Raw genomic sequence first — 23,885 nt, forward strand, 5'->3', positions numbered from 1 at the left:
GGTCGGCCGCCCCTGCTCGAACGTGACGCTCATGCGGTGGTCGTCCTCGGGTAGTGCGGGCGCAGAGCGGCGGCGGCGACGCGGTCGAGCATCCGGTCCGGCAGTATCCGCGACAGGCGGGTGAGCAGGGCCGCGTCCCGGCCGATGGTGTAGCGCGTACGAGGCTTCCTGGCGGTCACGGCCTTGGCGATCACCCGGGCGGCATCCTCGGCGGACGAACCGCCGGTGGTGCCGGCGGCAGTCAGCGCCATGACCGCCTGGATCAACGGCCCGTAGCGATCCCGGTGTTCCGGTGACATGGCCTCGGCCAGCCGGCCCGTGGTGGCGATGCCCCGGTCGCCCATCTCGGTGCGGACGCCACCGGGTTCGACGACCACCACCCGCACACCCAGCGGCGCCAGTTCCCGGCGCAGCGCGTCGCTGACCGCCTCCAGGGCGAACTTCGTGCCCGCGTAGGGGCCGAAGGTGGCCATGGCGACCTTCCCGCCGACCGAGCTGATGTTGACCACCCGGCCGCAGTGGCGCAGCAGGTCGGGCAGGAGTGCCTGGGTGACGGCGACGTGACCGAACAGGTTGACCTCGAACAGCCGGCGCCACTCGTCGAGCGGCAGGGCTTCGATCGGGGCGTTGACGGAGATGCCGGCGTTGTTCACCAACGCCCGCAGCGCACCTGCCTGCGCGTCGACGCGGGCGGCAAGCTCGGCGATGTGGCCAGGCTGGGTGATGTCGAGGATGACCGGCTCGACGCCCGGGGCACGGAGCGCGTCGGCGTCCTGGACGCGGCGGACGCCGGCGAGGACGTGAAATCCCTGACGGGCCAGCTCGCGGGCGGAGGCCGCGCCGATCCCGGTCGAGGCTCCGGTCACGACAACGCAACCACGGGTGTCCCGCGAAATTTCAGATGACTTTGTCACCTTGATGACGATAGGGAGCCCCGGATGACAGTGTCAACTGTAGAGTGGTGGGCATGGTCAGCCGAGTGGAATCCGCTGCCGCGACGCGGCGCGCCTTGCTGGATGCGGCCGCCGGTCTGCTCGACAGCGGCGGTCCGGGCGCGGTGACGTTGCGCGCGGTCGGGGCGCGCGCGGGAGTCACTCGTGGGGCGCCGTACCGGCACTTCCCCGACAAGGACAGCCTGCTGACCGCCGTAGCGGCCGAGGCCCTGGACCGGCTCGCGGATCAGGTACAGGCCGTGCGCGCCGATCCGCGGTTGTCCCCGGCCGACAAGCTGCACAGGGGCCTGTCCGCACTGATGACGGTCGGCCGCCGTCAACCGCACCTGTACCGGCTGATGTTCACCTACCCGGCCGGCGACCCGGCCGCGATCCACGCCGCGAAGCAGGCGGGCGATCGCGCGATGGACGAGTTCCTTGCCATCATCGGCGGTGTGGTCGGCGCAGAGCACACCCGCCGATTCGCGCCGCTGCTGTTGACCAGCGTGCACGGGATCACGGACATGGAGGTCAACGGACACTTGTCCGCGGACAAGTGGCACATCACGGCCGAGGAACTCGTCACGACCCTGGTAGCCATGATCGACCGACAGGCCCACAGCGGGTAGCCGTGCGGCGAGCGGCCAAGGCGCTGCTCCCGTTGTCACGCGAGTTCTGCCAGCTGGACAAGGATCGGGCGCAGCGGCCGGGCCCGGACGCGACCCCGCCGGGCGACGACCGCCGCCAGTACTGGACGGCGCTGGACCCGCGCGCGTTTGACCGTATCCACGCCGGCCTCAACCTGACCGTCTCTGCGCTGACCGGGATCGCCACCACCTCCGACAGCGGCACCGAGGACGAGGGCGAGTGGGCGCGCATGTGGCTGTCGGACCCCGACGTGCCCGGATCGTGGACCGCCGTCACCTGCCGGCCGTCACCGTGAGCGGGCAGGGCACGAGCGTGTGGCTGCACTCGCCGGACAACCCGCTCCCCGGCTGACCCGGCCGTCAGGTCGTACGGTCGAGCGGCGTGATGCGGAGCCCGCCGCGCGCCGTCGTGCGGACGGCGGGCGACGGGCTCTCTGGTGGAAACGTGCCGTTACGGCGCTCAGCAGGGGCCGAAGGAGCTCAGCTTGTCGTTGGTGTCGCTGCCGATGTTGGACGTGGAGCGCCCGGCCCCGACCGGGCCGAGAACCAGCGTGCCGTTGTTCACGCGCCAGAACATCTTGTTCCTGAAGTTGGTGTCGGCGTAGATGCAGATGTCGCGGTTGGTGCGGTTCCAGAACGAGCTGGTGTGGTCGTTGATGTTGAAGCCGAACGGCGCGGTCGCGGTGCCGACGTTGGGGACGTTGGCGGCGCTGCCGAAGAACAGACCCCGGTAACCCGTGTCGCCGAAGATGCAGAACATGCCCGGCTTGCACAACGCCAGCTTGTCAGCTGCGGTCTGTGCGACGGCCGGCGTGGCGGTGGAGGTGGCGATGGCCAGCGCGGCCAGGGCGGGGGCGGCGAGGGGGCGGACGATACGAGAGATCATGAGGGTGCTTTCCGTGATGTGGTGGACGTGCTGGTGACGGGGTCGTGCGGTCAGGTGCGGGCGCAGGCGGCGAAGGAGCTGGTCGCGTCGTTGGCGAGCTTGCCGACGTTCGGGGTGAACTCGTTCGGGGCGATGCCCACGGCGATGGCGGTGCTGTTGGGACGCTGCCACTGGAGCGGGGTCCTGAAGTTGGTGTGGGTGAACAGGCACATCGTGCGGCCGGTGCGGTTCCAGAACGAGCTGGTGTGGTCGTTGATGTTGAAGCCGAACGGCGCGGTCGCGGTGCCGACGTTCGGGACGTTGGCGGCGCTGCCGAAGAACAGACCCCGGTAACCCGTGTCGCCGAAGATGCAGAACATGCCCGGCTTGCACAACGCCAGCTTGTCAGCTGCGGTCTGTGCGACGGCCGGCGTGGCGGTGGAGGTGGCGATGGCCAGCGCGGCCAGCGCGGCCAGGGCGGAGGCGGCGAACGAGCGGGCGACACGAGAGAACATGAGAGTGCCTTCCTTGGGTCTGGGGTCGTCCGGGGACGAAGGCAGGGAGCGGCCCGGGGGTCGCTCGGTGGCGAGATACGCGCTTGGTCGCGAAGTGATCGGGGTCACGGCGGCTACCGGGAGGGCTCTACGGGGTGGTTGGCTCTGATCACGTCGCCCGGGTCGTAGGTCTGCTTGACCCGCCGCAGCTGCCGCCGTACATGGTCAGGTTCGAAGCCGAGCCCGTCGTCCGGCCGCCGCCGTTCGGTGAAGTTGCGGTAGGCCAGCGGCGCCCGCCAGGGCGCAAGGACGGCGGCGAGCGTGTCGAGGGCCGCGTGCACGGCGGCCGTGGAGGACGCGTCGAAGGTGAGGCCGCCGGAGAAGACGGCGAAGGCCGCGTCCAGCGAGGACACCGCGCCGCCGGGCAGGGCGCCCGGGGCCAGGGCGCCGCCCAGGTGGCGGGCCTCGACCGTCAGCAGCGGTACGTCGGCGTCAGGGCCGGCCACGGCCAGCAGGGCCGCCAGCGTCTCGTCGGTGAGAGCGGCGAGCTGGAAGCCGTCACCGGTGGCCGGGGTGGGGCCGGGCGGGTCCAGGTGCAGCAGGTCGAGCCGGGACGGTGGCGTGGGCGCGAAGGTGTCGAGCTCGGGACCCAGCTCCCGCAGCGGCGCGAGCAGGGCGTCGGCCGCTTCCTGGCCGAACTGGGCGACCGCTTCGACGGCGACCAGCGAGCGGCCTCGGAAGGGCTGCGGAACGTCCTCCAGCGGGGGGAAGCGCAGCAGCCGGCCCAGGGAGGTGATCGCGTCCGGCACGCCGGCGGTCCAGTCGCGCCACCGGGTCAACACCTCCCCGGCCCGCTCGATCGGCCAGTACAGCGCGCCCGCGTACACCTCGGTGATGGGGAACAGGGCGAACTCCAGCTCGGTGACGATCGCGTACGCGCCCCCGCCGCCCCGGAGCGCCCAGAACAGGTCGGGCTCGTGGCCGGCGTCCACGCGCAGCACGCGGCCGTCGGCGGTCACCACGGTGGCGCCGGTGACGTGGTTGGCGGCCAGGCCGTGGGAGCGGGCGAACCAGGACAGGCCGCCGCCCAGGGTGTAGCCGACCACGCCGACGTCGGAGGCGGTGCCGGCGAGCCCGGCCAGGCCGTGCTTGGCGGCGGCCGCGCTCACCTCCGACCACACCACCCCCGCGCCCACCCGGGCCAGCCGCCGCACGGGGTCGACGTGCACGTTCGCCATCTCGAACGTGCGCAGCAGGATGGTGTCGTTCATGTGTCCGAGCGGGGCGGCGTTGTGGCCGCTGGACTGCGGCGCGACGCGCAGGCCACAGGCGCGGGCCGTCTTCAGGGTGGCGGCCACGTCGGCGGCCGAGCGGGCCAGCACCACGGCGGCCGGACGCTGGTCCACGGCCAGCTGCCAGGCCGCGCGGGCGGCGTCCCAGCCCGCGTCACCGGGCAGGACCAGCGCTCCTTCGAGCCGCGAGCCCAGCGCCCGCAGGCCGCCGGCACCGGCACCGGCACCGTCAGCGCCGGGGCCGGGAGCAGGAGTGACAGGCATCGTTCGTCCTCTTCGATCAGTGATTGGTCGTCGTCCTGATCGACGATGGCGGGGCGAGGACGCCGATCCCATCCCGCCCGCCGGGGGCATTCAGGGCCGCCACCCCCCGCGGCTGCGGGATCGGTCAGGCGGATCAGGGGCGGCGGCTCGTCGCAGGCCCGCCTGATGTCACGACGCCGGCCCGCCCCCCTCAAACGGGGGATGGGAACCCGTGGGACGGCGTGCGACCATGGCGGCGTGGACACCATCGGGGGGTTAACCGGCGTGCGCGCGTGCGCCGGTGAGCAAGCGCTGGAAGTGTCGGGCACGGGGTCGGAGGTGTTCGCGGCGGCCGCGCGCCGCCTGCGCCGCATGGTTCCCTACGACGCGGCAGCCTGGATCGGCACCGACCCGGCGACCGTCCTGCCGGCCTCGCCCATGCGCGTGGAGAACATCGGCCAGGAGCACTGCGAGACGTACTGGCAGCGTGAGTACGGCGCGCACGACGTGCTGACCTTCCGCGACGTCGCCCGCTCGTCCGCCGCCGTGGCGACGCTCCGGCAGGCCACCGTCGGCAATTTAGGCAGGAGCGTGCGTTTCCGGGAGTTCATGCGCCCGCTGGGATACGTCGACAACCTGCGGGCCGCCTTCCGCATCGGCGCGGGCGTGTGGGGGGTGGTGGACCTGTTCCGCGCCGCCGACCGGCCGCCCTTTGACGAGCGCGACCTGCGGCACGTGGCCGCGCTGGGGCCGGAGATCGCGCTGAGCCTGGCCGGGCTGGCCGTCGCCGGCAGGCAGGAGGGCGGGGTGTCAGGCGCTTCCGACGCGCCGGGATCGGCGCTGTTCGACACCGGCGACCGGGTGATCTTCGCCGACGCCCAGGCTGAGCACTGGTTCGCCGAGTTGGGCGGCTCTCCTTGGCTGCCCTTGACGGTCAGCCTGCGGACGGGAGCCGTCGCCTCGGTGGTGGCGCGGGCCAGGGCCGTGGCCGCCGAGCGCGAATCCGGTCCCGCCGTCATCCGGGTGCGCGGCGGGAGCGGGCGCTGGGTCAGCATCCACGCCTCGGTGCTGCAGGACGGCCGGGGCCGGACGGGGCCGGTCTCGGTGGTGTTCGAGCCGGCGACGGCGACGCAGATCGTCCCCATCATCGTGGAGGCGTACGCGCTGACGCCGCGCGAGCGCGAGGTGACCGAGTGCGTGGCGCGCGGGCACACCACCGCGGAGATCGCCACGCGGCTGCGGCTGTCGTCGCACACAGTGCGCGACCATCTCAAGGCGATCTTCGCCAAGGTGGACGTCAGCAGCCGCGGCGAGCTGGTGGCGAGGCTGTTCGGCGAGCACGCGAGCCCCCTCCTGCATGCCCCCGGCGCCGATATCGGGCACGTGGACGTTTGAGAGCCGCCGCCGGCGCTGCTGGCCAGGCTCGCGCTGGCGGCCGGTCGCCCGGCTGACCGCCGATGCGCTGATCTCCGATCTGTGGGACGACGAGCCGCCGGCGGGTGCCACCAGCGCGATTCAGGCGGGTTGCGTTGCGATGGCCGGGGGTCGTCGGTGTCGGCCTGGCGTACGGCAGCGGTCACGAGCTTGCGTGATTCGCGAAAGGTTGCCTTTGCTCGGGGGAGCGTCATCATACAGTCTGAGTGATCCTATGAGGACTGCGGGGGCGCCATGCCTGGTGGAGCAGCCGAACCGATCGTGGTTCTGGGCGCGGGCCTCGCCGGCCTCGCCGCCGCGATGCGCCTGTCGGCAAGAACGGTCACCCTGGTCGAGCGCGAAGAGACGGTCGGCGGCAAAGCCAGGACTCACCGGCGCGACGGTTTCACCTTCGACGTCACCGGCCACTGGCTGCACCTGCGCGACGCCACCGTGCGCGCCCTGGTCCATGACCTGCTCGGCGGGGACGGCCTGGTCGACATCGGCCGCAGGGCGAAAGTCTGGATCAACGATGCGATGGTCCCCTATCCGCTGCAGGCCAACATCCACGGGTTGCCGGGGGAAGTCCGCAGACGCTGCCTGGCCGGATTCCTTCGGGCACGGGCGGGGCGGCTGGTCCGTCGAAGGCCGCCGCCCGAGAGCTTCCACGACTTCATCGTCGCCCAGTATGGGCAGGCCCTGGCCGACCATTTCTTCACGCCGTACTACAGCAAGTTCTGGGGCCTTTCGTGCGACAGACTGACCTTCGACTGGCTGTCGGGCTATTTCCCGACGCCGAGCACCGTCCAGGTGGTCGGTGGGGCGCTGGGCATCAGGCAGGACCGCGTGGGGTACAACGCCCGGTTCCTCTATCCGGCAAAAGGCGGCATCGACCTGCTGCCACGTGCGCTCCTGGAGGCGGCGAACGAGGGCGGGCGGCTGAGCGTGCGCCTTTCCACGGACGTGGAGGAGATCGACCTTCAGAGCGGCCGGATCAAGCTGACCGGTGAACCCTCGTGGCTGGACTGGCAAGCGCTGGTGTCCACCATTCCGCTGCCCGACCTGCTCGACCGCATCCCGGGGTTGCCGCCTCACATCGCCGCCGCCCGCCGCGCACTGTGCTCGATCCCCCTGCGCTATCTCAACGTCGCCCTGCGGTCGCCGACGATGATGCGCGAGCATTGGGTGTACGTGCCCGAAAGGCCATACCCGTTCTACCGCATGGGCGTGTTCACCAACGTGGTGCCGGAAATGGCACCGCCCGGCTGCGCCGCCCTGTGGGTAGAGGTCGCCGACCGGAGCAGCCTGCTGGACCTGCCCTCGGTGATCAGCGGGCTGGAGCGCATGGGCGCCATCGGCTCAGCCGACGACGTGCTGTTCGTCGAGCAACGCGATGTCGAGCATGCGTACGTGGTCTTCGACGACGCCAGGCGGGCGGCAGTGGACCTGCTGCTCGGCTGGCTGGCCGGGCACCGCGTGTTCTCGTGCGGCCGTTACGGCGGTTGGACGTACGGCTCGATGGAGGACGCCATCCTGGACGGTTTCCTCGCGGCGGGCCGGGTGATGGCGCTCAGTGGACGACAAGTTCGACGAGGAGAGTGCGATGTTAGCGGAGATCCCCTTTGAAGCTCTTGAGAGCTTTCTGGGTGACCGGCAGGCGCCGGGCGACATGTCGGACTTCTGGAAGGCGTCGCTGGCCAAGGCCGCGCGCTCGCCGCTCGACGTGCGGGCCGAGCCCGTACACGACACCCCGCTGCGTACGGTGGACGTCTTCGACGTGACGTTCGCCGGAGCCGGCGGCCATCCGATCAAGGCGTGGTATCTGGTACCGCGAGGCCTCGACGAGCAGCGCCCGACGGTGATCGAGTACATCGGCTACGGCGGCGGCCGAGGTCTGCCGCACGAACTGCTCTTCTGGTCGGCGTCCGGCTACCCGCATCTCATCATGGACACGCGCGGCCAGGGCAGCGCGTGGCGGACCGGCGACACCGCCGACCTGGGCGCGTCCGGACTGCCCCATGTGCCAGGCTTCCTCACCGACGGCCTGCCGGACCGGGACGTCTACTACTATCGCCGCCTGTTCGTCGACGCGGTCCGGGCCGTGGACGCCGCCGCCGAGCTTTCGCATCGCGCCTCAGCCGCGCTGGTCACCACGGGCACCAGCCAGGGCGGCGCGCTGTCGCTGGTGGCCGCCTCGCTGCATCCGGGTGTGGCCGCCGCCATGCCCAATGTGCCCTTCCTGTGCAACATCCGCCGCTCGGCGCATGTCGCCACGACGGGGCCGTATCCGGAGTTGGTCAGGTGGTGTCATACGCACCGCTCCCTGGTGGACGGGGCGTTCGAGACGCTCGCGTACTTCGACGTCGCGCTGCTGGTGGATCAGGCGCGCTGCCCGGCGCACTTCGGCGTCGCCCTGCATGACACCACCTGTCCGCCCTCAGGTGTGTACGCCGCCTTCAACCGGTACGGCGGCCCGAAGGACATCGTCGCCTACGAGTTCAATGGTCACGAGAGCGGCGAGGCTCACCACCTCGACCTCCAGGCCAGATGGCTGGCCGAAACCCTCGCCGGGTAGTCGTTCACCACCAGCCCGGCGATCGGCTCGTCTCGCAGGTGCGCCGCCCGACCTCGCCCTGGCCATAGCGGTAGACCGTCAGGGGCGCACGACAGCGGCCGGCCAGGCCTTCGACTCGTCGACCCTGGAGATCAGGCTGACGTCACGGATGTCGCCATGGTTGAGCACCCACATGAGGAAGCGCTCTACCCCCAAACCGAAACCGGACGTACGAAGGGGAGCCACTTCTCGCATCCGTACATACCAGGCATATTCGGATTCGTTCACTCCATGCAGGGCCATGGATTTGCGCAGTCCCTCAGCGTCCGCGTGCCGCTCGCCGGCGCCGGCCACTTCGCCCATCCCGAAGTAGAGGTCAGCATTATTTGCGATTTTTCCGGAAGGGTCGACGAATGCCTGGTAAAAGGGGACTGCGAGGCTGTCGAAGTGACGGACCCAGACGAACTCGCTGACGCGTTCCATGAGGAGCAACTCACCCTTGCGGGTGAAAGAACGCCAAACTCCGTTATCCAGCACCGCGCCGTCCTCATCGTTCACGACGCGCACGGCCTCCTCAAAGGTGAGCTGTTCGAACGCCTCGCGACGGCCCACCATGCGCTCCAGGTGAGAGATATCCCCCCGCGCTTGTGCCAAGCGGTCGCCCAGGCGGTCAAGAACCGTGGCCGCCAGGGTGCGGACATATCCATCGACATAGCGAATCAAGTCGTCCAGATCACCGATGATTTCAGCTTCGCTGTGGGTGAATTGGCCTAGATGGGTCGAGTCAGGTTCCTCCGCACGGAACGAAGGCATGATGGTGTAACAGCCACTACGAGCCATCCTGCAGCCGTACTCCAACGCGAACTGCATGGAGTCGGCGAGATAGGTGGGAACCCCGTTGACCTTCACCGGAACCGGCTCCGAGTCGCTACCCAGAGCAGTGGGACAGGTGATCGTCCTTGTGGTCAGGGGCAACTGCAGACTCTTGAGACCCCGTGAACTCGCATAGGTCACGGTGGTCGGCAGAATAACGTCGTGGAGGTCGGCAACAAGCGCAAACCAGGGAGAATTCAGCGCCGCAACCATAGATTCCGGAGCATTGTGGTCTGATATGTGCGGGGGGTTCACAGGGGTGTCGAACGATCCAGACATCGGCACAGAGACGCTTCCCTCTCTATCACGGCGCAGTGGTGGGTGCGGGAGCAATATTCTGGTTGTGGCGCAGGATGTTCTCCGGGTCATAGCGCTGTTTGACCTCGGCGAGTCGCCGGTAGCGCTCGGCACCGTAGACATCCGTGGCCTTGGCGTTCTCATCGTGCACGTAATTCACGTAGACGCCCGCCGACTGGAACTCCCGCAGCCGGTTCACGCTCCTTCTGGACCAGGCGATGTTCTCGGCGTCATCTTCGGGGTCGGTCCACTGAGCCGATGCGGTGAAGATGTATGGCGCGTCTCGATGCGGAAAAGCGGAGTTCTCGTCAGGAACGTCCGTCATCGCTCCCCTCAGGAACTCGAAATCGATCGAGGAGCGGCGCGAACGAATGTCCCGCGCCGCCGCTACGAAACTCGCCGCAACCCCTGTGGGAAACTCCCGGAGATAGCAGGACTTGGTGTAGTACCGATGACCATGAGGCTCGCCGTGGTCGCCGAGCGACTGCAGTTCGGGATAGGTGAGGGTCCGGATTCGGGAGGCTTCGGGAACAGCGGTCTCGAACAGGGGGGCTGTCCGGGCCTGGGCTTCGGCGAGGTCACCGAACCATGCGGCGGTCAGGAAGAGGAGCGGCTCGTGGCGTAACTTTTCCGGGATCCATTCCTGGACTCCGGGGTAGGCCAGGCTGCCCACAGTGTGCAGGTTGCGGCATTGCCGTTCCGCGAAGTCCCCATACGCGGCCAAGGCCGCCGATGCCGCGTCCAGCGTGTAGGCCCCGCTGTGCAGATGAACAGGACCGCATGGGCGCAGCCGTAAGGTGAAGCGGGTGACAATGCCGAAGTTTCCGCCTCCACCACGCAGCGCCCACAGTAAATCGTCATACTGACCTTCGGTTGCCTCGACGATCGAGCCGTCCGGCAGGACGATCTCGACCGCCATGATGTGGTCGCAGGTCAAACCCCACTTGCGAGCCAACCAGCCATACCCGCCACCCAGCGCGAGCCCGCCAAGCCCTGTGTGCGAGACCACTCCGGCTGGACACGCCAACCCCAGGGGTGTGGTTGCGGCGTCAAGGTCGCGCAGAAGGCAACCACCCCCGGCATGGGCCAGTCGTCCGGCGACATCGACTGCCACCTCGCTCATCAGCGAGAGGTCGATCATGACGGCATTGTCGGCCACAGCAGTACCGGCAACGTTGTGGCCGCCGCCGCGTACGGTCACCCGGAGATTCTCGGCGAGCGCGTACCGCAGGGCCAGGCTCACCTCGGCGGCTGTTCGGCAGCGCGCGATCAGTGCAGGTCTCCGATCGTGCATGGCATTCCACACGCGCCGTGACACCTCATATTCCCGGTCACGTGGAAACAGGAGGCGCGCGCCCAGGGCGGACTCGAGTTCGGACATCGAACCGCTTCGGGAAGTCAGTTTTCCCATCGTGTCCCGCCATCCCGGCCAGGGCCGATCGAAGAGGGCGGGCTCGTGTCGGGCTGGTCTCCGGAGCCTTCCGCAGCCTGGTCGGTGGAGATGGTCAGCGGGCCGTCAGGAGGCGATGAAGGCTCTACGGAACGAGCGGTGGCATGCAGGACGTCCATCCAGACCCGGTTGAGCAGCGTGATCAGCGCCAGGATCAGCCCTACGGCCACCAACGTGCGCAGCACAGTGCTGTCGGGGATGGCTCCGGCCAGCGCCAGGATACACACGGCAAGGTCGGCGATGGTGATCGTGGCGACGGTCAGGGCGTAGGCGCGCACTCGGGGTTTGGTCCAGAACCGTACTCCATCCGCCGAACCACGCGGACGAAGGTGGCGCCGCTGGGTTCGCAATCTCTCCAGGAACCGCGAGTCCCATACGAAAGCCAACAACAACACCGGCAGGACCTGGGCAACGGTGGCGTAGAAATCACGCGGCATAGGGCTCTCCGACGAATGAGGGTGAACCAGACAGCGGCTGATCGAGGTTCACGCCTTCCATGCCTTGTCCCTCTTGTTCGCGGCGTTCGGCATGAGCGGGGTGGGCAGGATCAGCTCGTCGAGCAGGGCGACCTGGAGACCACGGATCAGGCAACGTCGGATGCCGGAAGCGTCGCGCGTGATTTCCGCCTCCGTCTTGGAACGGCCATCCGTCACGCTGACGTGGGCGCATTCACCGCCGAAAAGCACGGTTCCCGGTGCGAGTGCCGCCAGCGCCAGGGTGATGCCGCCGGTAAGGGGCAGCCCCGGGTGCCATTGGCCGAGGTATATGGTCCGGCCGACTATCTGCCGTCCAGGCCCCCGACACGCGATGGCTGCTTTGGGGAACTCGCCGTCCAACGGTCCTCCGAGCAGTGCCCCGACGTGACGCCGCAGCCGGCACAGCCGGTCGAGAAGCGCCGGCCCAGGGTCGCGGGCGATCAGTGTGTCCGCGGTCGCACCGATGTCCGCAGCGTGGACGATGACATAGGGGTTCATCGCGTCCAGCACGCTCACCGGCACGCCTATCGAGCCGGTCGGCACCGCCAGCACGAACTCGTCGGCGCTCCGTCCAGCCAGGCCCTCGGTGAAGTCGGCTTCGACCAGTTCCCAGCTCGACCGGCGTCCGCATCGGCGGATCGAGGCCACCACACCCGTGCACCGATTACGCATCCGAAGGTCCGTACGCCCGGTTTCATCCGACACGGCGAGCATGGCCGCCACCATGGAATTGCCACAGTCGCCGCGCGTCTCCACGCGTATGCCGGCACCTGCTGCTGCCCCGCGTACCTGTATGAAGTCCACCAGGACTTCGCCATCGTGCACGCCCCGTATCACGATGGCCTTCGTGCAGGCCCATCCTCGGGCCCAGACGAGCGGCAGCAGCTCGGACACGTAGGCCCCTTGGTCGTCCACCGCGAGGCCGGGCTCGTCGAAGATGGCGGTGACCGATGGTGCGGCGCTCGTCGTGGCGATCCGGATCCGGGTGTCCATCGGTTCGTTCACCGCCGTAGGGGAGCGGGCGAACGGGACGGACTCACCACAAGGCCTCTTCCAGCGCGGCCCGCATCGCGAGTCCGAAAGAGTCGAGGAACAGCGGGTGGACGGAGGTGTGGGAGCCGACATTGGCGCCGTTCATCTCGATCGGCGCGATCCGGCCCGTCTCGGTGATGAGGAAGTCGACCGAGCCGTAGGCGAACGGCAGCGCCATTCCGGTTGTGACCCGCTCCGCGGTGACCGCCCGGCTCCACAGCAGGACCGCCACCCGCCCGAGTAGTTCGAGCTCCTTCTCCCCGATGCCGAGTATGGCCAAGACGTCTGGATCCGACAGCGGCAGTTCGCGCGGGATGGGCACCGCCTCGGCGTCAGGTGGAGCGTTGAGGTTCGTCAAGCACGTGGCCGTGCCGAGCTCGTCCCGTTCGCCGAACGGGATCTGCGCGAGGCCGACCGCGCCGGGGATCGCGCGTAAGGCTGAGGCTTGCGGATCGGCGACCACGAACATCCGCAGGTCACACACTCGTCCGTCGATCTTGCGGGACTCGACGAACGTCGAGAGCGTGATCGGGTAAGGGTCGGCTCGCCCGTACGTGTCCGCCATGGTCGCCTCCATCGCATCCAGGACCTCCTCGACTGCGCGTCGCCGTGGCTGAGAGCCGCGGGGGCCGAGAAACGAGACGGCGGTGCCGCGTGAGGACGCGAACGGCCGGTAGACCACACCGTGCCCCTGCGCGAACCACGCCTCGCTCGCCGCGACCGCCTCCGCGCGGTCCCATGCGACGCGTCCCTGCGGCATCGTCACACCGAGACCGGACAGGCTGTCGCGCCGGCGCTGGAAGAGTGCCATCTGCGCGGCCTTGAACAGCGCGAGTCCCGTTCCGTTGACCAGCCCGGTGCGCAATCGGTCGATGGCCGGGAGGTGGGCGAAGTCCGCCCCGCGCGCCGGCTTGGGCCACAGCCCCGCACGCATCAAGTACCCCATGATCATTTCGCTGGCCACCGCATGGACCGGTCGATCGTCGACCGTGAGCAGGGAGTCGGCGGTGATCGACAGGCGAGGTAACACGGCATCGAACGGGCAGAACAGCAGGATGTTCTCGGCGGGGTCGGTTTCGGCCAGAGCGCCGCGGTCGAGGCCGTACTCGGTGACGATCCGAAATCGTGGATGGGCGCGTAGAAACAGGTCGGCGCAGTTCGCGCGGTCGATGACGTCGGACGAGCCGCGCGGGTACGGCCACAGAAGCGTGACCCCCGGGGACGCCGATCCGCCGGTCCACCCCTGCGTCGCCGGCTTCGGGAGCGGCAGCGCGGAACGCTCGTAAATCTGGCGGGTGGTCCGCTCCGACTGGCGCTGCGCCACGGATTCTTCATTCGCCACCCACGAGCTGTGCTGCGCAGCCCGGAACAGTGCCTCGCGCATGGGCTACCTCGCCGGCGCTGGGAACGGTAGCCATGGAGCCGGTGGCCACCTTGGGGTTACCAACCGTACTGACACAATCGCCCTTTTGACAGGGGGCTGTCCTTGATCGGACAGCGATCATGCCGACCGTTGGATCCTGGTCCGATCCTCCCTCGTCCCGAAGAGGGTTCGATGGAGGTCCAGGGCGAGGACGCCGGTGCGGAGGCCGACGGTGATGGTGGCGCCGTCGCCGGTGCGTTCGCGAGCACGGTCGTCAGGCGCCTGCTGGAGCAGGGCGTGGACGGGAATGCCGAGCGGGATGGTGTGCACCGGTTCCCCGGTCATGGGGCGCCAGAGGCGGACGGTGCCGTCCTGGCTGCCGGAGACCAGCAGGCTACGGCCGTCGCCACAGGTGGCGACGGCAACGGCCCGCACCTGGTCGGTGTGGCCGGTCAACTGCTCCCCGGTGTGGCGATGACCGAGGGGGTCCCAGAGGCGGACCGTGCCGTCCGCACCGGCGGAGGCCAGCTTCGGCGTCTGGCCGGGACCGCCCGGGACGCGTGCGAGGGCCCAGACCCAGCCGCGGTGACCGATGAGGGGTTCACCATGCAGCGTCCAGGTCGCCACATCCCACAAGCGGATCGTGCCGTCGTTGCCGGCCGAGGCGAGCAGCGGCGGCGAACCGTCGCGATGAACGAGGCAGAGTGCGCGGACCGGGCCTTCGTGGCCGTGCAGCGGCGGCCCCGCGGGTTCGGCGGTGGAGATGGCCCAGGTGGTGATGACGCCGTCGCGTCCGCCGGTTGCGACCCGGGCGGGGGTGCCTGGCAGTGGTTGCAGCGCGAGTACGGCTCCGGTGTCGATCCGTATCGGCGGGGCGAGGTGTGCCGCGGTGGCCGGATCGGTGATGTGAACCTGCCCAGAAGTGTCGCCGATGAGGAGAACCGGATGGTCGGTCCCGGTCAGTGAGGCAACCGCTGAGGCGCGTTGGGTGCCGGGTGTCGTGGCCAGGCGGGAGGTGGAGGGGGTCCAGGTACTCAGGAGGCTGTCGCCGCGCAGGACGACTTGGTCAGTTACGTGGGTTGGGGACTGCGTGAGGGCCTCGGCCGCATCGGGCGCTCCGCCGAGCGGCGCGCCGACAAGTCGGCTGGTGGCCGGGTCCCATACCCGCACCGTCCCGTCATCTCCGGCGGAGGCCAGCAGCGCCCGCCCGGAGCCGTCCGGGACCGGCAGCGCACACACGGCCCTGATCGGGCCGGAGTGCCCGGTCAGGGGGGTGCCGACTGGCCGGCAGGTGGCCGGGTCCCACATGCGCACCGTCCCGTCGGACCCGGCGGAGGCCAGCAGCGCCCGCCCGGAGCCGTCCGGGGCCGGCAGCGCACACACCCATAGGATCGAGCTGGCGTGCCCCCTCAGGGTTCCCACTGGCCGGCCGGTGGCCGGATCCCACACCCGCACCGTCCCGTCACCCCCTGTCGAGGCCAGCAGCGCCCGCCCGGAGCCGTCCGGGGCCGACACCGCACACACCCATATGGCCGGGCCGGAGTGCCCGGTCATGGGGTTTCCCACCGGCCGGCCAGTGGCCGGATCCCACACCCGCACCGTCCCGTCATCTCCGGCCGAGGCCAGCAGCGCCCGCCCGCTGTCATCCGGATCCGGCAGCGCACACACCCCCGTGGCCGGGCCGGTGTGTCCGGTCAGGGGGGCGCCTACCGGCTGACTGGTGGCCGGATCCCACATGCGCACCGTCCCGTCGGACCCGGCCGAGGCCAGCAGCGCCCGCCCGGAGCCGTCCGGATCCGGCAGCACACACACCCCCCAGATCGGGCCGATATGTCCGGTCAGTGGGGTGCCTACCGGCCGGCCGGTGGCCGGATCCCACACTCGGACCGTCCCGTCGTACCCGGCCGAGGCCAGCAGCGTCCGCCCCGTGCCGTCCGGGGCCGGCAGCGCACACACCCCTCTGACCGGGCCGATGTGTCCGGTCAGAGGGGTGCCTACGGGCCGGCCGGTGGCCGGATCCCACATGCACACCGTCCCCTCGGCCATGGCCGAGGCCAGCAGCGCCCGGCCGGAGCCATCCGGATCCGGCAGCGCACACACCCCCCTGACCGAACTGGTGCGTCCGGTCGGGGGGTCGCCCACCGGCCGGCCGATGGTCGGATCCCACATGCGCACCGTCCCGTCGGCCCCGGCCGAAGCCAGCAGCGCCCGACCGGAGCCATCCGGATCCGGCAGCGCACACACCCCCCAGACAGGGCTGGTGTGCCCGGTCAGCGGGGTGCCTACCGGCCGGCCGGTGGCCGGATCCCACACCCGCACCATCCCGTCATCTCCGGCGGACACCAGCAGCGCCCGACCGGAACCGCCCGGATCCGGCAACGCACACACAGCCCTGACCGAACTGGTGTGCCCGGTCAGTGGGGTGCCTACGGGCCGGCCGGTGGCCGGATCCCACACTCGCACCGTCCCGTCGGCCCCGGCCGAGGCCAGCAGCGCCCGACCGGATCCGCCCCGATCCGGCAGCGCACACACTCTCAGAACCGGGCCTGAGTGCCCGGTCAGGGGGGTGCCTACCGGTCGGCCGGTGGCGGGATCCCACATTCGCACCGTGCCGTCGTACCCTGTCGAGGCCAGCAGCGCTCCCCCGGAACCGCCAGGATCCGGCAGGGCACACACCCCCGTGACCGGGCCGGAGTGCCCGGTCAGGGGGGTGCCTACCGGCTCGCCGGTGGCTGGATCCCACACTCGCACCGTTCCATCGGCCCCGGCCGAAGCCAGCAGCGCCCGCCCGGAGCCATCCGGGGCCGGCAGCGCACACACCCCCCAGATCGAGCTGGCGTGCCCGGTGATGGGCGTGCCTACCGGCCGGCCGGTGGCCGGATCCCACATGCGCACCGTCCCGTCGGCGCCGGCCGAGGCCAGCATGACACGGCCGTTGGCCAGGGTGACCGCGCAGATGTCCTCGATGGTGCCGGTGTGGCCAGTGAGCGGGGCTCCGATCGGGGTGACGTTCTCGGGGTTCCAGAGCCGGACCGTGCCATCGTCGCCGGCCGACGCGAGCGCGGTGCGCCCGCCCGGTAGTACGAACCCGCACACCTGTCTGACGAGTGCGGTGTGGCCGGGCAGCCGCACGTGCATGGTGACGTGTCCGGCCTGGGCTGCCGCGACTCCCCACCAGCCAGCGGCGGGTTCGTCCACCCGCTGCCGGGAACTGTGGGTGGTGGTGGCCAACTGGCGCAAACCTGCGCGGTCGCTCCGAGCAGCTTCCAACAGCGCATCGCGGGCGCCGATGACCCCGGCCACCGGAGGGGGGACCGGACGTCGAACGAACAGGGAACGCAGCGCGTCGGCGGTGACCGCGGCCGGGTCTAGTTCGTCCAGCACCTGCGGGTGCTCGGCCAGGTCGTCCCAGATGTCGGCGTCGGCGACGTGCCCGGACAGGTGCTGGGCCAGGTAGGCGGGCACCCCGGCCGGGTCATCGGCAGCGATGCGGGCGGCGAGATCCAGCAGGGCGGTGGCGGCCAGCCGTTGCCTGCCCGTGTCGGTGTCGTCCGGATGGCCGACGTCGGTGAAGTGTTCGACGAAGGTACGGTGCGCCAGCCGGTACACCGTCTGTCCGTCGGCCTTGCCGTCAGCTGCGCCGTCATCGGTTGGTTGCGCGGGTGCGCCGGCACCGGCAGCGGGGGCCCGATGCATGCCGGCGGTCTGTGTGTCGACGATGACGTAGGCCGCGGCCTGGTTCAGCAGTCCGTGCACGGCCGTCGACCAGCTCACCCCCTCGTCCGTCAGATCTTCCTCATCATGGTCGTCCACGACCCGCCGACGCGGTCGGGGGGTGAGCGCGGCCGTGACGGCTGCCCAGACGCCATCCGCCTCGGGCAGGCCACGGCCCCGGGCAAGGGACAGTGCCCGTAGCAGGATCGGATAGCGGTCGTTGTGCCGTGCGAGACGGTCCAACGCCTTGGCGAACAGGTCCTGGTGGTCCCCGTCGAGCAGATCCTCCAGCGACTGCGCTCGCCCCCGGGTCAACAGCCACGGGTCCTCGATCAGCTCGTACACGGCCAGGCGGGCGAACAGGAACTGCCGGTCTCGGCGCGCCACCGCAGCCGCGACCCGCTCCAGGTCGTCGTCGGTGACCCGTTCGAAGCCGGGCACGGCGACGCCGGCCACACCGTGGTCGCGGGCTTCCCGCAGACGCCGGCCCACGTACCTGCGTATCGCCTCACGCTCCCGGGTGACCCACACTCGGTTGTCCCCGTCATCGGCGGTGTCGGGGTGGACGACGCTGGGAGCGACCGCCAGGGCCTGGAGGAGGTTGTCGTCGCGAGCTGGTGCGTCGGGTGCCTCGTTGGTGGAGGCGCGGGTGCCCACGAGCACCCGGACCCCGGGCAGTGCGGCGATCCGGGCGAGGAGGGAGCGGGCGATTTCCAATGGGTCGGTTGCCTCATCCAGGGCGTCGACCAGCACGGTGAACGGCTCAGGCCATTCGGCGAGCCGGTCGGCGAGCCAGTCCAGGTCGGTGGCGACCCCGGCGGCCGGGTCGCTCCACGAGGGCAGCGCGCCGAGCCCGGCGCGAGCCACGCGGGCGACCACCTGGGACAGGGTCAGCCCGCTCAGATGGATCGCTGCGTCGAACACCCCGTCCGGCGGTAGCTGGACGGGGTCAAGAGCACGCAGCAGGCCACGGCGGGCCAAAGCCTGCCGCAGCTCAGGCAGCGAGTGGACCAAGACGTTACCCAGCAGCGCGGACTTGCCCGATCCCGCCCGGCCGGTGACCACCAGCATCCCCGAGTCGGCACACCGCAGCCAGTCCACGATCCGGGACCGCTCCTGTTCCCGGCCCTCGAAGAACCAGGACAGCTCTCCGTGCTCCGCCCCCTGAGCCTTGGCCAGGAAATGCCGCCGCGCGTCCGGGGTCAGCCCGTCCAGGACCTCCTCAAGGTGGCGGACCTCGTCCAGCGGCGCCGACATCCACGACGCCACCGGCAGATCGGTTGGTACCAGCGAGGCCTCGATGAGCCCATGCTGGTAGACCCGCGCACCGGGCAGCAGCCGGGGTAGTTGATTGGCGAGCTCCGTCAGCCGGATCCGCCGATTTGCTCGGAAAGTGTCCACCAATACGGTGCGCAGCGCGTCGGTGAACCGCCCCAACGACGTCGACCCCGACCCGGACACCCCCACCAGCAGTACCCGCTCCGGCGGGTCATAACTGGACAGTGCCGCGTTGAGCAGCTCGACGAACCGTGCTGACCGGCAGGTGTCGATCACGACCATCGCCCACCCGCCGCTGTCGTCGTCCTCTTCCGGTGAGATGAGGGCCTGGTGGGCGCGGACTGCGTCTGCCACCTGATCCGGGGTGACTCCCGCCATGGCGACTGTAGCGGGGCTGTCGGTGTGAGCGAGTGTGGCGCGGGTGCCGTCCGACCAGCCGTGACCGACCCAGTACAGCAACGAGCCCGGCACCTGGGTGCCCTCGGCCGCGGGGTGGCGCCATGCCAGCAACCGTCGCTCGACCGCGCCCGCCCCCCGCTGGCGGGCCGGCCACGCCCACCGTCGGTGCCAGGCACCGAACGGCGCCAGCAGGTCGAGCAGCCGGCCTACCTGGGAGTCGACGTCCAGGTCGGGCAGGGCCGGGTCGGTGTAGTGGCCGATCGCCACCGGGAACACCTCTAACGTCTGACCTGAGTCGGTGTCCTCGGTTCGGTCTCGATCTTCTTCCCCCATGGGGCCGCCGTGGGTCATGCTCGCGCTCCGCTGCCGATGAAGTTGGTGGCCGGCTCTGCGCTCTCGTCGGTGCGATGGCTCATCGGGTGCCGTTCGGGCGGTCGGCGCCGCCGTACGCGTCGTCTGGCAGGTCGGCGCTCAGCAGCATCTGCGTAACCGGTGACGCGCCCCCACCGTCCACCCGGATCTGGTACAGGCCTGGCGGCAAGGGTGTTCCCTCCGCCACGACCGCGCCGTCGCGCCACCGGGCGGCCGGGGTGTCCACCCGGAGTCCGGTGCCAAGGTCGACCACCGTGCACCGGACGTCAGTGGGGAGCCGCACGCCGGTGACTCCGAACCAGAACGTGCGCCCGGCCCGTACGATGTCGGGCGCGTCCAGGCCGATCTCGCCGGCGCCCAACCACGGGCCGGTCCGCCGGTCGAGCAGCGCGTCCTGGGTGACCAGCACCGCCTCGGCCGTGGCGGCGACCGCCCCGTGTGACTGCGCCAGCGGTATCGCCGGTCCGGGTGGCAACTGCGCCGACTCCCGCGGAACTGTGCTGTCCCCGCCCGTGTCGACCCGCGTCACTCCGCCCTGGTCCGGACGGTACGTGAACTGGTGGGCCGTCACCGCGCCGTTCTTGATCGTCACGGCCTGCACGGTCGGCTGATGCGCGCCGACGACCTGCACATGCCCGGCGGGCGGGAGGAGCGGCCGAGCCTCGCTCAGCGCCAGCGACTCGGCGGCGAGCTCGGAATCGCCGCCCAAACTCGAGATGTCCGAGATGTCAAGTCGTCGTGCCGAGCTCCCGTCGGTCACGCACCGGTAGGCCGGTAGCAGGTCGTAGACGCCGGGAAGAGTGAGCATCAGTTGCCTGGCGCGGTGACGGGGCAGCGGGACACCCCCGCCCGCGCCAAACAGCAGGACGGCCTTCGGAGCCCCGAAGAACGGCGTTCCCAGCGTCACCGTTGTCCGCACCCTCCGGGTCAGATCCGTGTCCTGACAGGCCAGCCAGGCCAGCAGTCCGCCCATCGAGTGCGCGACCAGGACGAGCCGTGGGAAGGGGTCGCTGTCGGGGCCGCTCAGATCGGCGCGGCCCGCCACGTACGCCGGATGGGCCTGCCACGTATCGAGATGCCGCATTGCGAACTCAGTCAGCCGGGCCGCGTTGTGCGCTACCGGAAGCCGCCAGTCGTACGCGAACTCCGCTACCGCGTCCCGGTGCCAGACGACGGCCTGCAGACCCTTGATGAGGGACCGGTACGGCATCAGTCCTGACAGCACCGGCACGAAAGCTGGAAAGCGGATCAATCGCGTCGCGCGAATCCGGCCATACCGCCCCATTCGCTCATCTGCCGACAGCTGCAACATGGCCAACGACGCCCCTGACGTCCATGCCGACACATACCATTGCAGGTCTGACAGCCCCCACAGCACGCGGCCCGACTCGGTATCCACCAGTTCGCTGCCCATGATTCCGGGAATCACGATCACCGCATCCCCGGTCCGAGGCCGATCTACCGCCACCATCGCCTCCGTTGCTTTGTGTAGGCCTGATCCAAAAGCGGAGCGATTCCGGCATGAGCGAATAGCCGTCCGGAAGCACGTAAACCTTGCTTCCCCCACCGTGCTGGGCAGGTCGAGCGCCGTGCCGCCGAACGCGCGCATGCTGACACAACGGGTCCGTATCCCCCTGCGGAGTCGTCGAATGGCTTCATGAGGCGGCCCTTGAGTGATTCTCATCGGTCGCCCCAAGGATGTCCGAACTCGCCGGGATCAACAAGGTGACCAGGACGAGGAAAAACTGTGTCGCAAGAAAGCACGCATTCCCGGTAAATCTGGATATGGACGACCATGTACTTCAGGCTCGAAGCAGGCCCAGTACCTTGCGCCGGAACTCCGGCGGGAAGCCATGCATCTGGCCGGTCGAGAAAAAGGCGTTCCGCCAGTGGCTGACACGGTGGCCGGCCACCATGCAGGGCTTAGTTGTTCAATCCATGCGCTGACCTGCAGCCCTCGGCGCCATGGCCGACGACGACATCGCCGAGGTGCTCCTCGTGTCCGAGCGTCAAGAAAGGAGATCGAGCCCCGATCAACAGCAGCCAGGCGTAGAGCCGGGCAAGGCCTCAGGCGTTGGCGAGAACTGCAGCCGTGTCGGGCCGTCGCGGGCAGCGTCCCAGGCCTCGAGCCCGCGGCGCACCTCCGCCGAGCGCCACAGCGATAGCTTCGAGTCGGCAGACCTCGCCGACGTCGGGGAGGCGCTCGGCACCTCGATGAGCAGTTCAGTCGCCGCTGATCAGCGCCTGGCGGGCGGCCTCGAGCACGCGGTCGGAGATCTCCGTACCGGCGGTGGCGCGGGCGAGCACGATGGCGCCCACGAGCGTGGCCACGTCGGCGAGGCTGCCCAGTTCCCGGGCATAACGATCGACGCCTTTCGCGTACGCGTCGACAGCGGTCCCCTGGTCATCATGCGAGAGATCGCCCCCGAAACCTGCCGCAGGGCAGCCGTCGCCGCGCCGGTCACGGTGCTCAGCGGACAGGTATCCCCGAACGAAGTCCTCCCGGCTCGCCGCCGCCAGGCGCTCTCCAGCCTCACCGAACGCCTGCGCCACCGCCTCGGCGACCAGCGCGTCCTTCGAGGCGAACTGCTTGTAGAAGCCGCCGTGGGTGAGCCCCACCTCGGCCATCACGTCGGCCACGCTGACCCCGGCCACGCCGCGCTCGCGGAACAGCCGGGCCGCCGTCTCGACGATCCGCTTGCGGTTCTCCCGCGCCTGCGCCTGCGACACCCGTCCCATGCCGTCAAGTATAGATGGTGGATGTCATCTATCACCTTGCTCAATTTAGATGTCAGGCGTAATCTAACGGGCATGGACCTCACGACTTCCGTAGCCCTCGTCACCGGCGCCAACCGCGGTCTCGGCCGAGTCCTCGCCGCGCAACTGCTCGAGCGCGGCGCCAAGGTGTACGCCGGCGCCCGCAACCCGTCCGCCGTCGACCTCCCGGGCGTTTTCCCCCTGCAGCTCGACGTCACCGATCCGGCCTCGGTCGAGCGTGTCGCCAAGGCGGCCCCCGACGTCACCCTGCTGATCAACAACGCCGGCTCCAGCACCGGCCAGTCCCTGGTCCACGGCGACCTCGACCGGATCCGCCTTGAGATGGAGACGCACTACTTCGGCACACTCGGCGTGACCCGCGCCTTCGCCCCGCTCATCGAGGCGAACGGCGGCGGCACGATCCTCAACGTGCTCTCCGTGCTCTCCTGGCTGCACCCGGGCGGGGCCGGCGCCTACAGCGCCGCGAAGGCGGCCGCCTGGGCGCTCACCAACGCCGTACGCGACGAGCTCGCCCCGCGCGGCATCGCCGTCTCCGCCCTGCACGTGGCCTACATGGACACCGACATGGCCGCCCACGTCCCGGCCGAGCAGAAGACCGACCCGGCGATCGTGGCCGCGCTCGCCCTCGACGGCATCGCCACCGGGGCCCGCGAGATCCTCGCCGACGACGTGACCCGCCAGGTGAAGGCCGGCCTCGCGGCCTGAGACCCGTCCCTTTCGCCGGGCGAGATGGAAAGCCGGGCGGATCGCTTTCCGGCGCGACGGCCGTGAGGAGGCTGCGATCGTCGAGCGGCGGCGCCGGCCGGCTGAGCGCCGGCGAGTACCGCGACAACCCCCGGCGGCCGGGTGGGCCGCTGGAACCTGGCCCCTCGCCGGCGGCGAGCCCGCCGAGGCGTACGCCATGGTCCAGCCCAAGATCCAGGGCGCGCTCTCCCAGGGCGACACCTGGCACCTCAGCCGGACCGGCGGCTCCGCCGCCGCAACGGCAAGCTGCTGGTCCACCGCGGCGGCCAGTCCCAGACCAGCCCGTTGCCCATCGGCCCCGAGACCTCACCGCCGAAGGACAGCGCGTTGGCCACGAACGCGCCGGGCAGCAGGCCATCAGGCCCACCGGGATCACGCGGGTCCATCCGTCGCCGGCGGAGCGCGTGACGTGCACGGTCCAACCCTGTCGCCGACGATCACGGCGCCGACGCTCCAGGCGACGGCTCCGGCGGCCAGCAGGAGACCGGAGATCCTGGTCTGGGTCGGGCTCGAGCGGGAGTGAGCCACGACGGGCTCGTGCGGATCGACGTTGTTGGGCGCGACGTGGTTGGACATGATGCTCCTCGGGTGCGCGGGTCGGTGGCAGCACTTTCCCGCCGGAGCGCCCCGGGCGCCCAGGGAGCACGGCCACGCACGCGGTCGGATGTA

Annotated in this window: 20 protein-coding genes; 6 read left to right on the forward strand and 14 right to left on the reverse strand. The window is 70.1% G+C overall.

Annotation, left to right across the window (positions count from 1 at the left end; translation table 11 throughout):
- Positions 1–29 precede the first annotated feature (29 nt).
- The gene (locus ABD292_RS11915) at positions 30–866 is read right to left on the reverse strand and encodes an SDR family oxidoreductase (RefSeq protein ID WP_344207182.1); all 837 of its coding nucleotides are present in this window, start codon (positions 864–866) and stop codon (positions 30–32) included.
- A 101-nt stretch (positions 867–967) separates the two neighbouring features.
- Between ABD292_RS11915 and ABD292_RS11920 the strand changes: the two genes are divergently transcribed.
- Positions 968–1,561, forward strand: coding sequence for a TetR/AcrR family transcriptional regulator (locus ABD292_RS11920; RefSeq protein ID WP_344207183.1), 594 nt, complete (start codon positions 968–970; stop codon positions 1,559–1,561).
- A 2-nt stretch (positions 1,562–1,563) separates the two neighbouring features.
- A complete protein-coding gene (locus ABD292_RS11925) occupies positions 1,564–1,875 on the forward strand; it encodes a hypothetical protein (RefSeq protein WP_344207184.1) in 312 nt (103 codons plus the stop codon).
- 164 nt (positions 1,876–2,039) lie between these two features.
- On the opposite strand, the gene ABD292_RS11930 is transcribed toward ABD292_RS11925, so the two are convergent.
- The 3 genes from ABD292_RS11930 to ABD292_RS11940 form a co-directional block, all read right to left on the reverse strand.
- Positions 2,040–2,465 (reverse strand): peptidase inhibitor family I36 protein, encoded by a 426-nt coding sequence (locus ABD292_RS11930; protein ID WP_344207185.1) that lies wholly within the window; start codon positions 2,463–2,465, stop codon positions 2,040–2,042.
- Between the two features lie 50 nt (positions 2,466–2,515).
- Positions 2,516–2,959 (reverse strand): peptidase inhibitor family I36 protein, encoded by a 444-nt coding sequence (locus ABD292_RS11935; protein WP_344207186.1) that lies wholly within the window; start codon positions 2,957–2,959, stop codon positions 2,516–2,518.
- 113 nt (positions 2,960–3,072) lie between these two features.
- Entirely contained in the window at positions 3,073–4,494 is a 1,422-nt protein-coding gene (locus ABD292_RS11940) for an FAD-binding oxidoreductase (protein WP_344207187.1), read from the reverse strand.
- A 237-nt stretch (positions 4,495–4,731) separates the two neighbouring features.
- On the opposite strand from ABD292_RS11940, the gene ABD292_RS11945 reads away from it, so the two are divergent.
- The 3 genes from ABD292_RS11945 (at position 4,732) to ABD292_RS11955 (ending at position 8,461) form a co-directional block, all read left to right on the forward strand.
- Positions 4,732–5,868 carry a helix-turn-helix domain-containing protein gene (locus ABD292_RS11945; RefSeq protein ID WP_344207188.1) on the forward strand — a complete coding sequence of 379 codons (1,137 nt, stop codon included), beginning with the start codon at positions 4,732–4,734 and terminating at the stop codon, positions 5,866–5,868.
- A gap of 300 nt (positions 5,869–6,168) precedes the next feature.
- Positions 6,169–7,512 (forward strand): protoporphyrinogen/coproporphyrinogen oxidase, encoded by a 1,344-nt coding sequence (locus tag ABD292_RS11950; protein WP_344207189.1) that lies wholly within the window; start codon positions 6,169–6,171, stop codon positions 7,510–7,512.
- Positions 7,490–8,461: an acetylxylan esterase gene (locus tag ABD292_RS11955; RefSeq protein ID WP_344207190.1), complete on the forward strand. Its 972-nt coding sequence runs from the start codon at positions 7,490–7,492 to the stop codon at positions 8,459–8,461. The genes ABD292_RS11950 and ABD292_RS11955 overlap by 23 nt, the downstream gene beginning before the upstream one ends.
- Positions 8,462–8,539: 78 nt before the next feature.
- Here the strand turns inward: ABD292_RS11955 and ABD292_RS11960 are convergent, their stop codons facing one another.
- The 8 genes from ABD292_RS11960 to ABD292_RS11995 form a co-directional block, all read right to left on the reverse strand.
- Positions 8,540–9,526: an amino acid--tRNA ligase-related protein gene (locus ABD292_RS11960; RefSeq protein WP_344207191.1), complete on the reverse strand. Its 987-nt coding sequence runs from the start codon at positions 9,524–9,526 to the stop codon at positions 8,540–8,542.
- A gap of 91 nt (positions 9,527–9,617) precedes the next feature.
- Positions 9,618–10,991, reverse strand: a complete 1,374-nt coding sequence (locus ABD292_RS11965) for an FAD-binding oxidoreductase (protein WP_344207193.1) — start codon at positions 10,989–10,991, stop codon at positions 9,618–9,620.
- A 17-nt stretch (positions 10,992–11,008) separates the two neighbouring features.
- Positions 11,009–11,497 (reverse strand): hypothetical protein, encoded by a 489-nt coding sequence (locus ABD292_RS11970; protein ID WP_344207194.1) that lies wholly within the window; start codon positions 11,495–11,497, stop codon positions 11,009–11,011.
- A gap of 48 nt (positions 11,498–11,545) precedes the next feature.
- A complete protein-coding gene (locus ABD292_RS11975; protein ID WP_344207195.1) occupies positions 11,546–12,541 on the reverse strand; it encodes a hypothetical protein in 996 nt (331 codons plus the stop codon).
- A gap of 31 nt (positions 12,542–12,572) precedes the next feature.
- A complete protein-coding gene (locus tag ABD292_RS11980) occupies positions 12,573–13,952 on the reverse strand; it encodes a hypothetical protein (RefSeq protein WP_344207196.1) in 1,380 nt (459 codons plus the stop codon).
- 117 nt (positions 13,953–14,069) lie between these two features.
- The gene (locus tag ABD292_RS11985) at positions 14,070–19,589 is read right to left on the reverse strand and encodes a hypothetical protein (protein ID WP_344207197.1); all 5,520 of its coding nucleotides are present in this window, start codon (positions 19,587–19,589) and stop codon (positions 14,070–14,072) included.
- A gap of 145 nt (positions 19,590–19,734) precedes the next feature.
- Positions 19,735–21,129, reverse strand: a complete 1,395-nt coding sequence (locus tag ABD292_RS11990) for a lipase/acyltransferase domain-containing protein (protein WP_344207198.1) — start codon at positions 21,127–21,129, stop codon at positions 19,735–19,737.
- Between the two features lie 788 nt (positions 21,130–21,917).
- On the reverse strand, positions 21,918–22,433 hold the full coding sequence (locus ABD292_RS11995) for a TetR/AcrR family transcriptional regulator (RefSeq protein WP_344207199.1): 516 nt from the start codon (positions 22,431–22,433) through the stop codon (positions 21,918–21,920).
- Between the two features lie 72 nt (positions 22,434–22,505).
- Here ABD292_RS11995 and ABD292_RS12000 point away from each other — a divergent pair, with 72 nt between their 5' ends.
- Positions 22,506–23,177 (forward strand): SDR family oxidoreductase, encoded by a 672-nt coding sequence (locus ABD292_RS12000; protein ID WP_344207200.1) that lies wholly within the window; start codon positions 22,506–22,508, stop codon positions 23,175–23,177.
- 248 nt (positions 23,178–23,425) lie between these two features.
- Here ABD292_RS12000 and ABD292_RS12005 read toward each other — a convergent pair whose 3' ends face one another.
- Both ABD292_RS12005 and ABD292_RS12010 read right to left on the reverse strand, forming a co-directional pair.
- Positions 23,426–23,602 (reverse strand): hypothetical protein, encoded by a 177-nt coding sequence (locus ABD292_RS12005; RefSeq protein ID WP_344207201.1) that lies wholly within the window; start codon positions 23,600–23,602, stop codon positions 23,426–23,428.
- Positions 23,589–23,792 carry a hypothetical protein gene (locus ABD292_RS12010; protein WP_344207202.1) on the reverse strand — a complete coding sequence of 68 codons (204 nt, stop codon included), beginning with the start codon at positions 23,790–23,792 and terminating at the stop codon, positions 23,589–23,591. Before ABD292_RS12010 ends, ABD292_RS12005 begins: the two co-directional genes overlap by 14 nt.
- Between the last annotated feature and the right edge of the window lie 93 nt (positions 23,793–23,885).

Source organism: Nonomuraea bangladeshensis, assembly GCF_039529455.1.
Classification (GTDB): Bacteria; Actinomycetota; Actinomycetes; order Streptosporangiales; family Streptosporangiaceae; genus Nonomuraea; species Nonomuraea bangladeshensis.

Bases quoted from the DNA above. Each gene is read 5' to 3' on its own strand.
- ABD292_RS11955 (WP_344207190.1), top strand. From the start codon at position 7,490: ATGTTAGCGGAGATCCCCTTTGAAGCTCTTGAGAGCTTTCTGGGTGAC.
- ABD292_RS11960 (WP_344207191.1), bottom strand. From the start codon at position 9,526: ATGGTTGCGGCGCTGAATTCTCCCTGGTTTGCGCTTGTTGCCGACCTC.
- ABD292_RS12005 (WP_344207201.1), bottom strand. From the start codon at position 23,602: ATGGACCCGCGTGATCCCGGTGGGCCTGATGGCCTGCTGCCCGGCGCG.
- ABD292_RS11920 (WP_344207183.1), top strand. From the start codon at position 968: ATGGTCAGCCGAGTGGAATCCGCTGCCGCGACGCGGCGCGCCTTGCTG.
- ABD292_RS11940 (WP_344207187.1), bottom strand. From the start codon at position 4,494: ATGCCTGTCACTCCTGCTCCCGGCCCCGGCGCTGACGGTGCCGGTGCC.
- ABD292_RS11970 (WP_344207194.1), bottom strand. From the start codon at position 11,497: ATGCCGCGTGATTTCTACGCCACCGTTGCCCAGGTCCTGCCGGTGTTG.
- ABD292_RS11965 (WP_344207193.1), bottom strand. From the start codon at position 10,991: ATGTCCGAACTCGAGTCCGCCCTGGGCGCGCGCCTCCTGTTTCCACGT.
- ABD292_RS11930 (WP_344207185.1), bottom strand. From the start codon at position 2,465: ATGATCTCTCGTATCGTCCGCCCCCTCGCCGCCCCCGCCCTGGCCGCG.
- ABD292_RS11980 (WP_344207196.1), bottom strand. From the start codon at position 13,952: ATGCGCGAGGCACTGTTCCGGGCTGCGCAGCACAGCTCGTGGGTGGCG.
- ABD292_RS11995 (WP_344207199.1), bottom strand. From the start codon at position 22,433: ATGGGACGGGTGTCGCAGGCGCAGGCGCGGGAGAACCGCAAGCGGATC.
- ABD292_RS12010 (WP_344207202.1), bottom strand. From the start codon at position 23,792: ATGTCCAACCACGTCGCGCCCAACAACGTCGATCCGCACGAGCCCGTC.
- ABD292_RS12000 (WP_344207200.1), top strand. From the start codon at position 22,506: ATGGACCTCACGACTTCCGTAGCCCTCGTCACCGGCGCCAACCGCGGT.
- ABD292_RS11935 (WP_344207186.1), bottom strand. From the start codon at position 2,959: ATGTTCTCTCGTGTCGCCCGCTCGTTCGCCGCCTCCGCCCTGGCCGCG.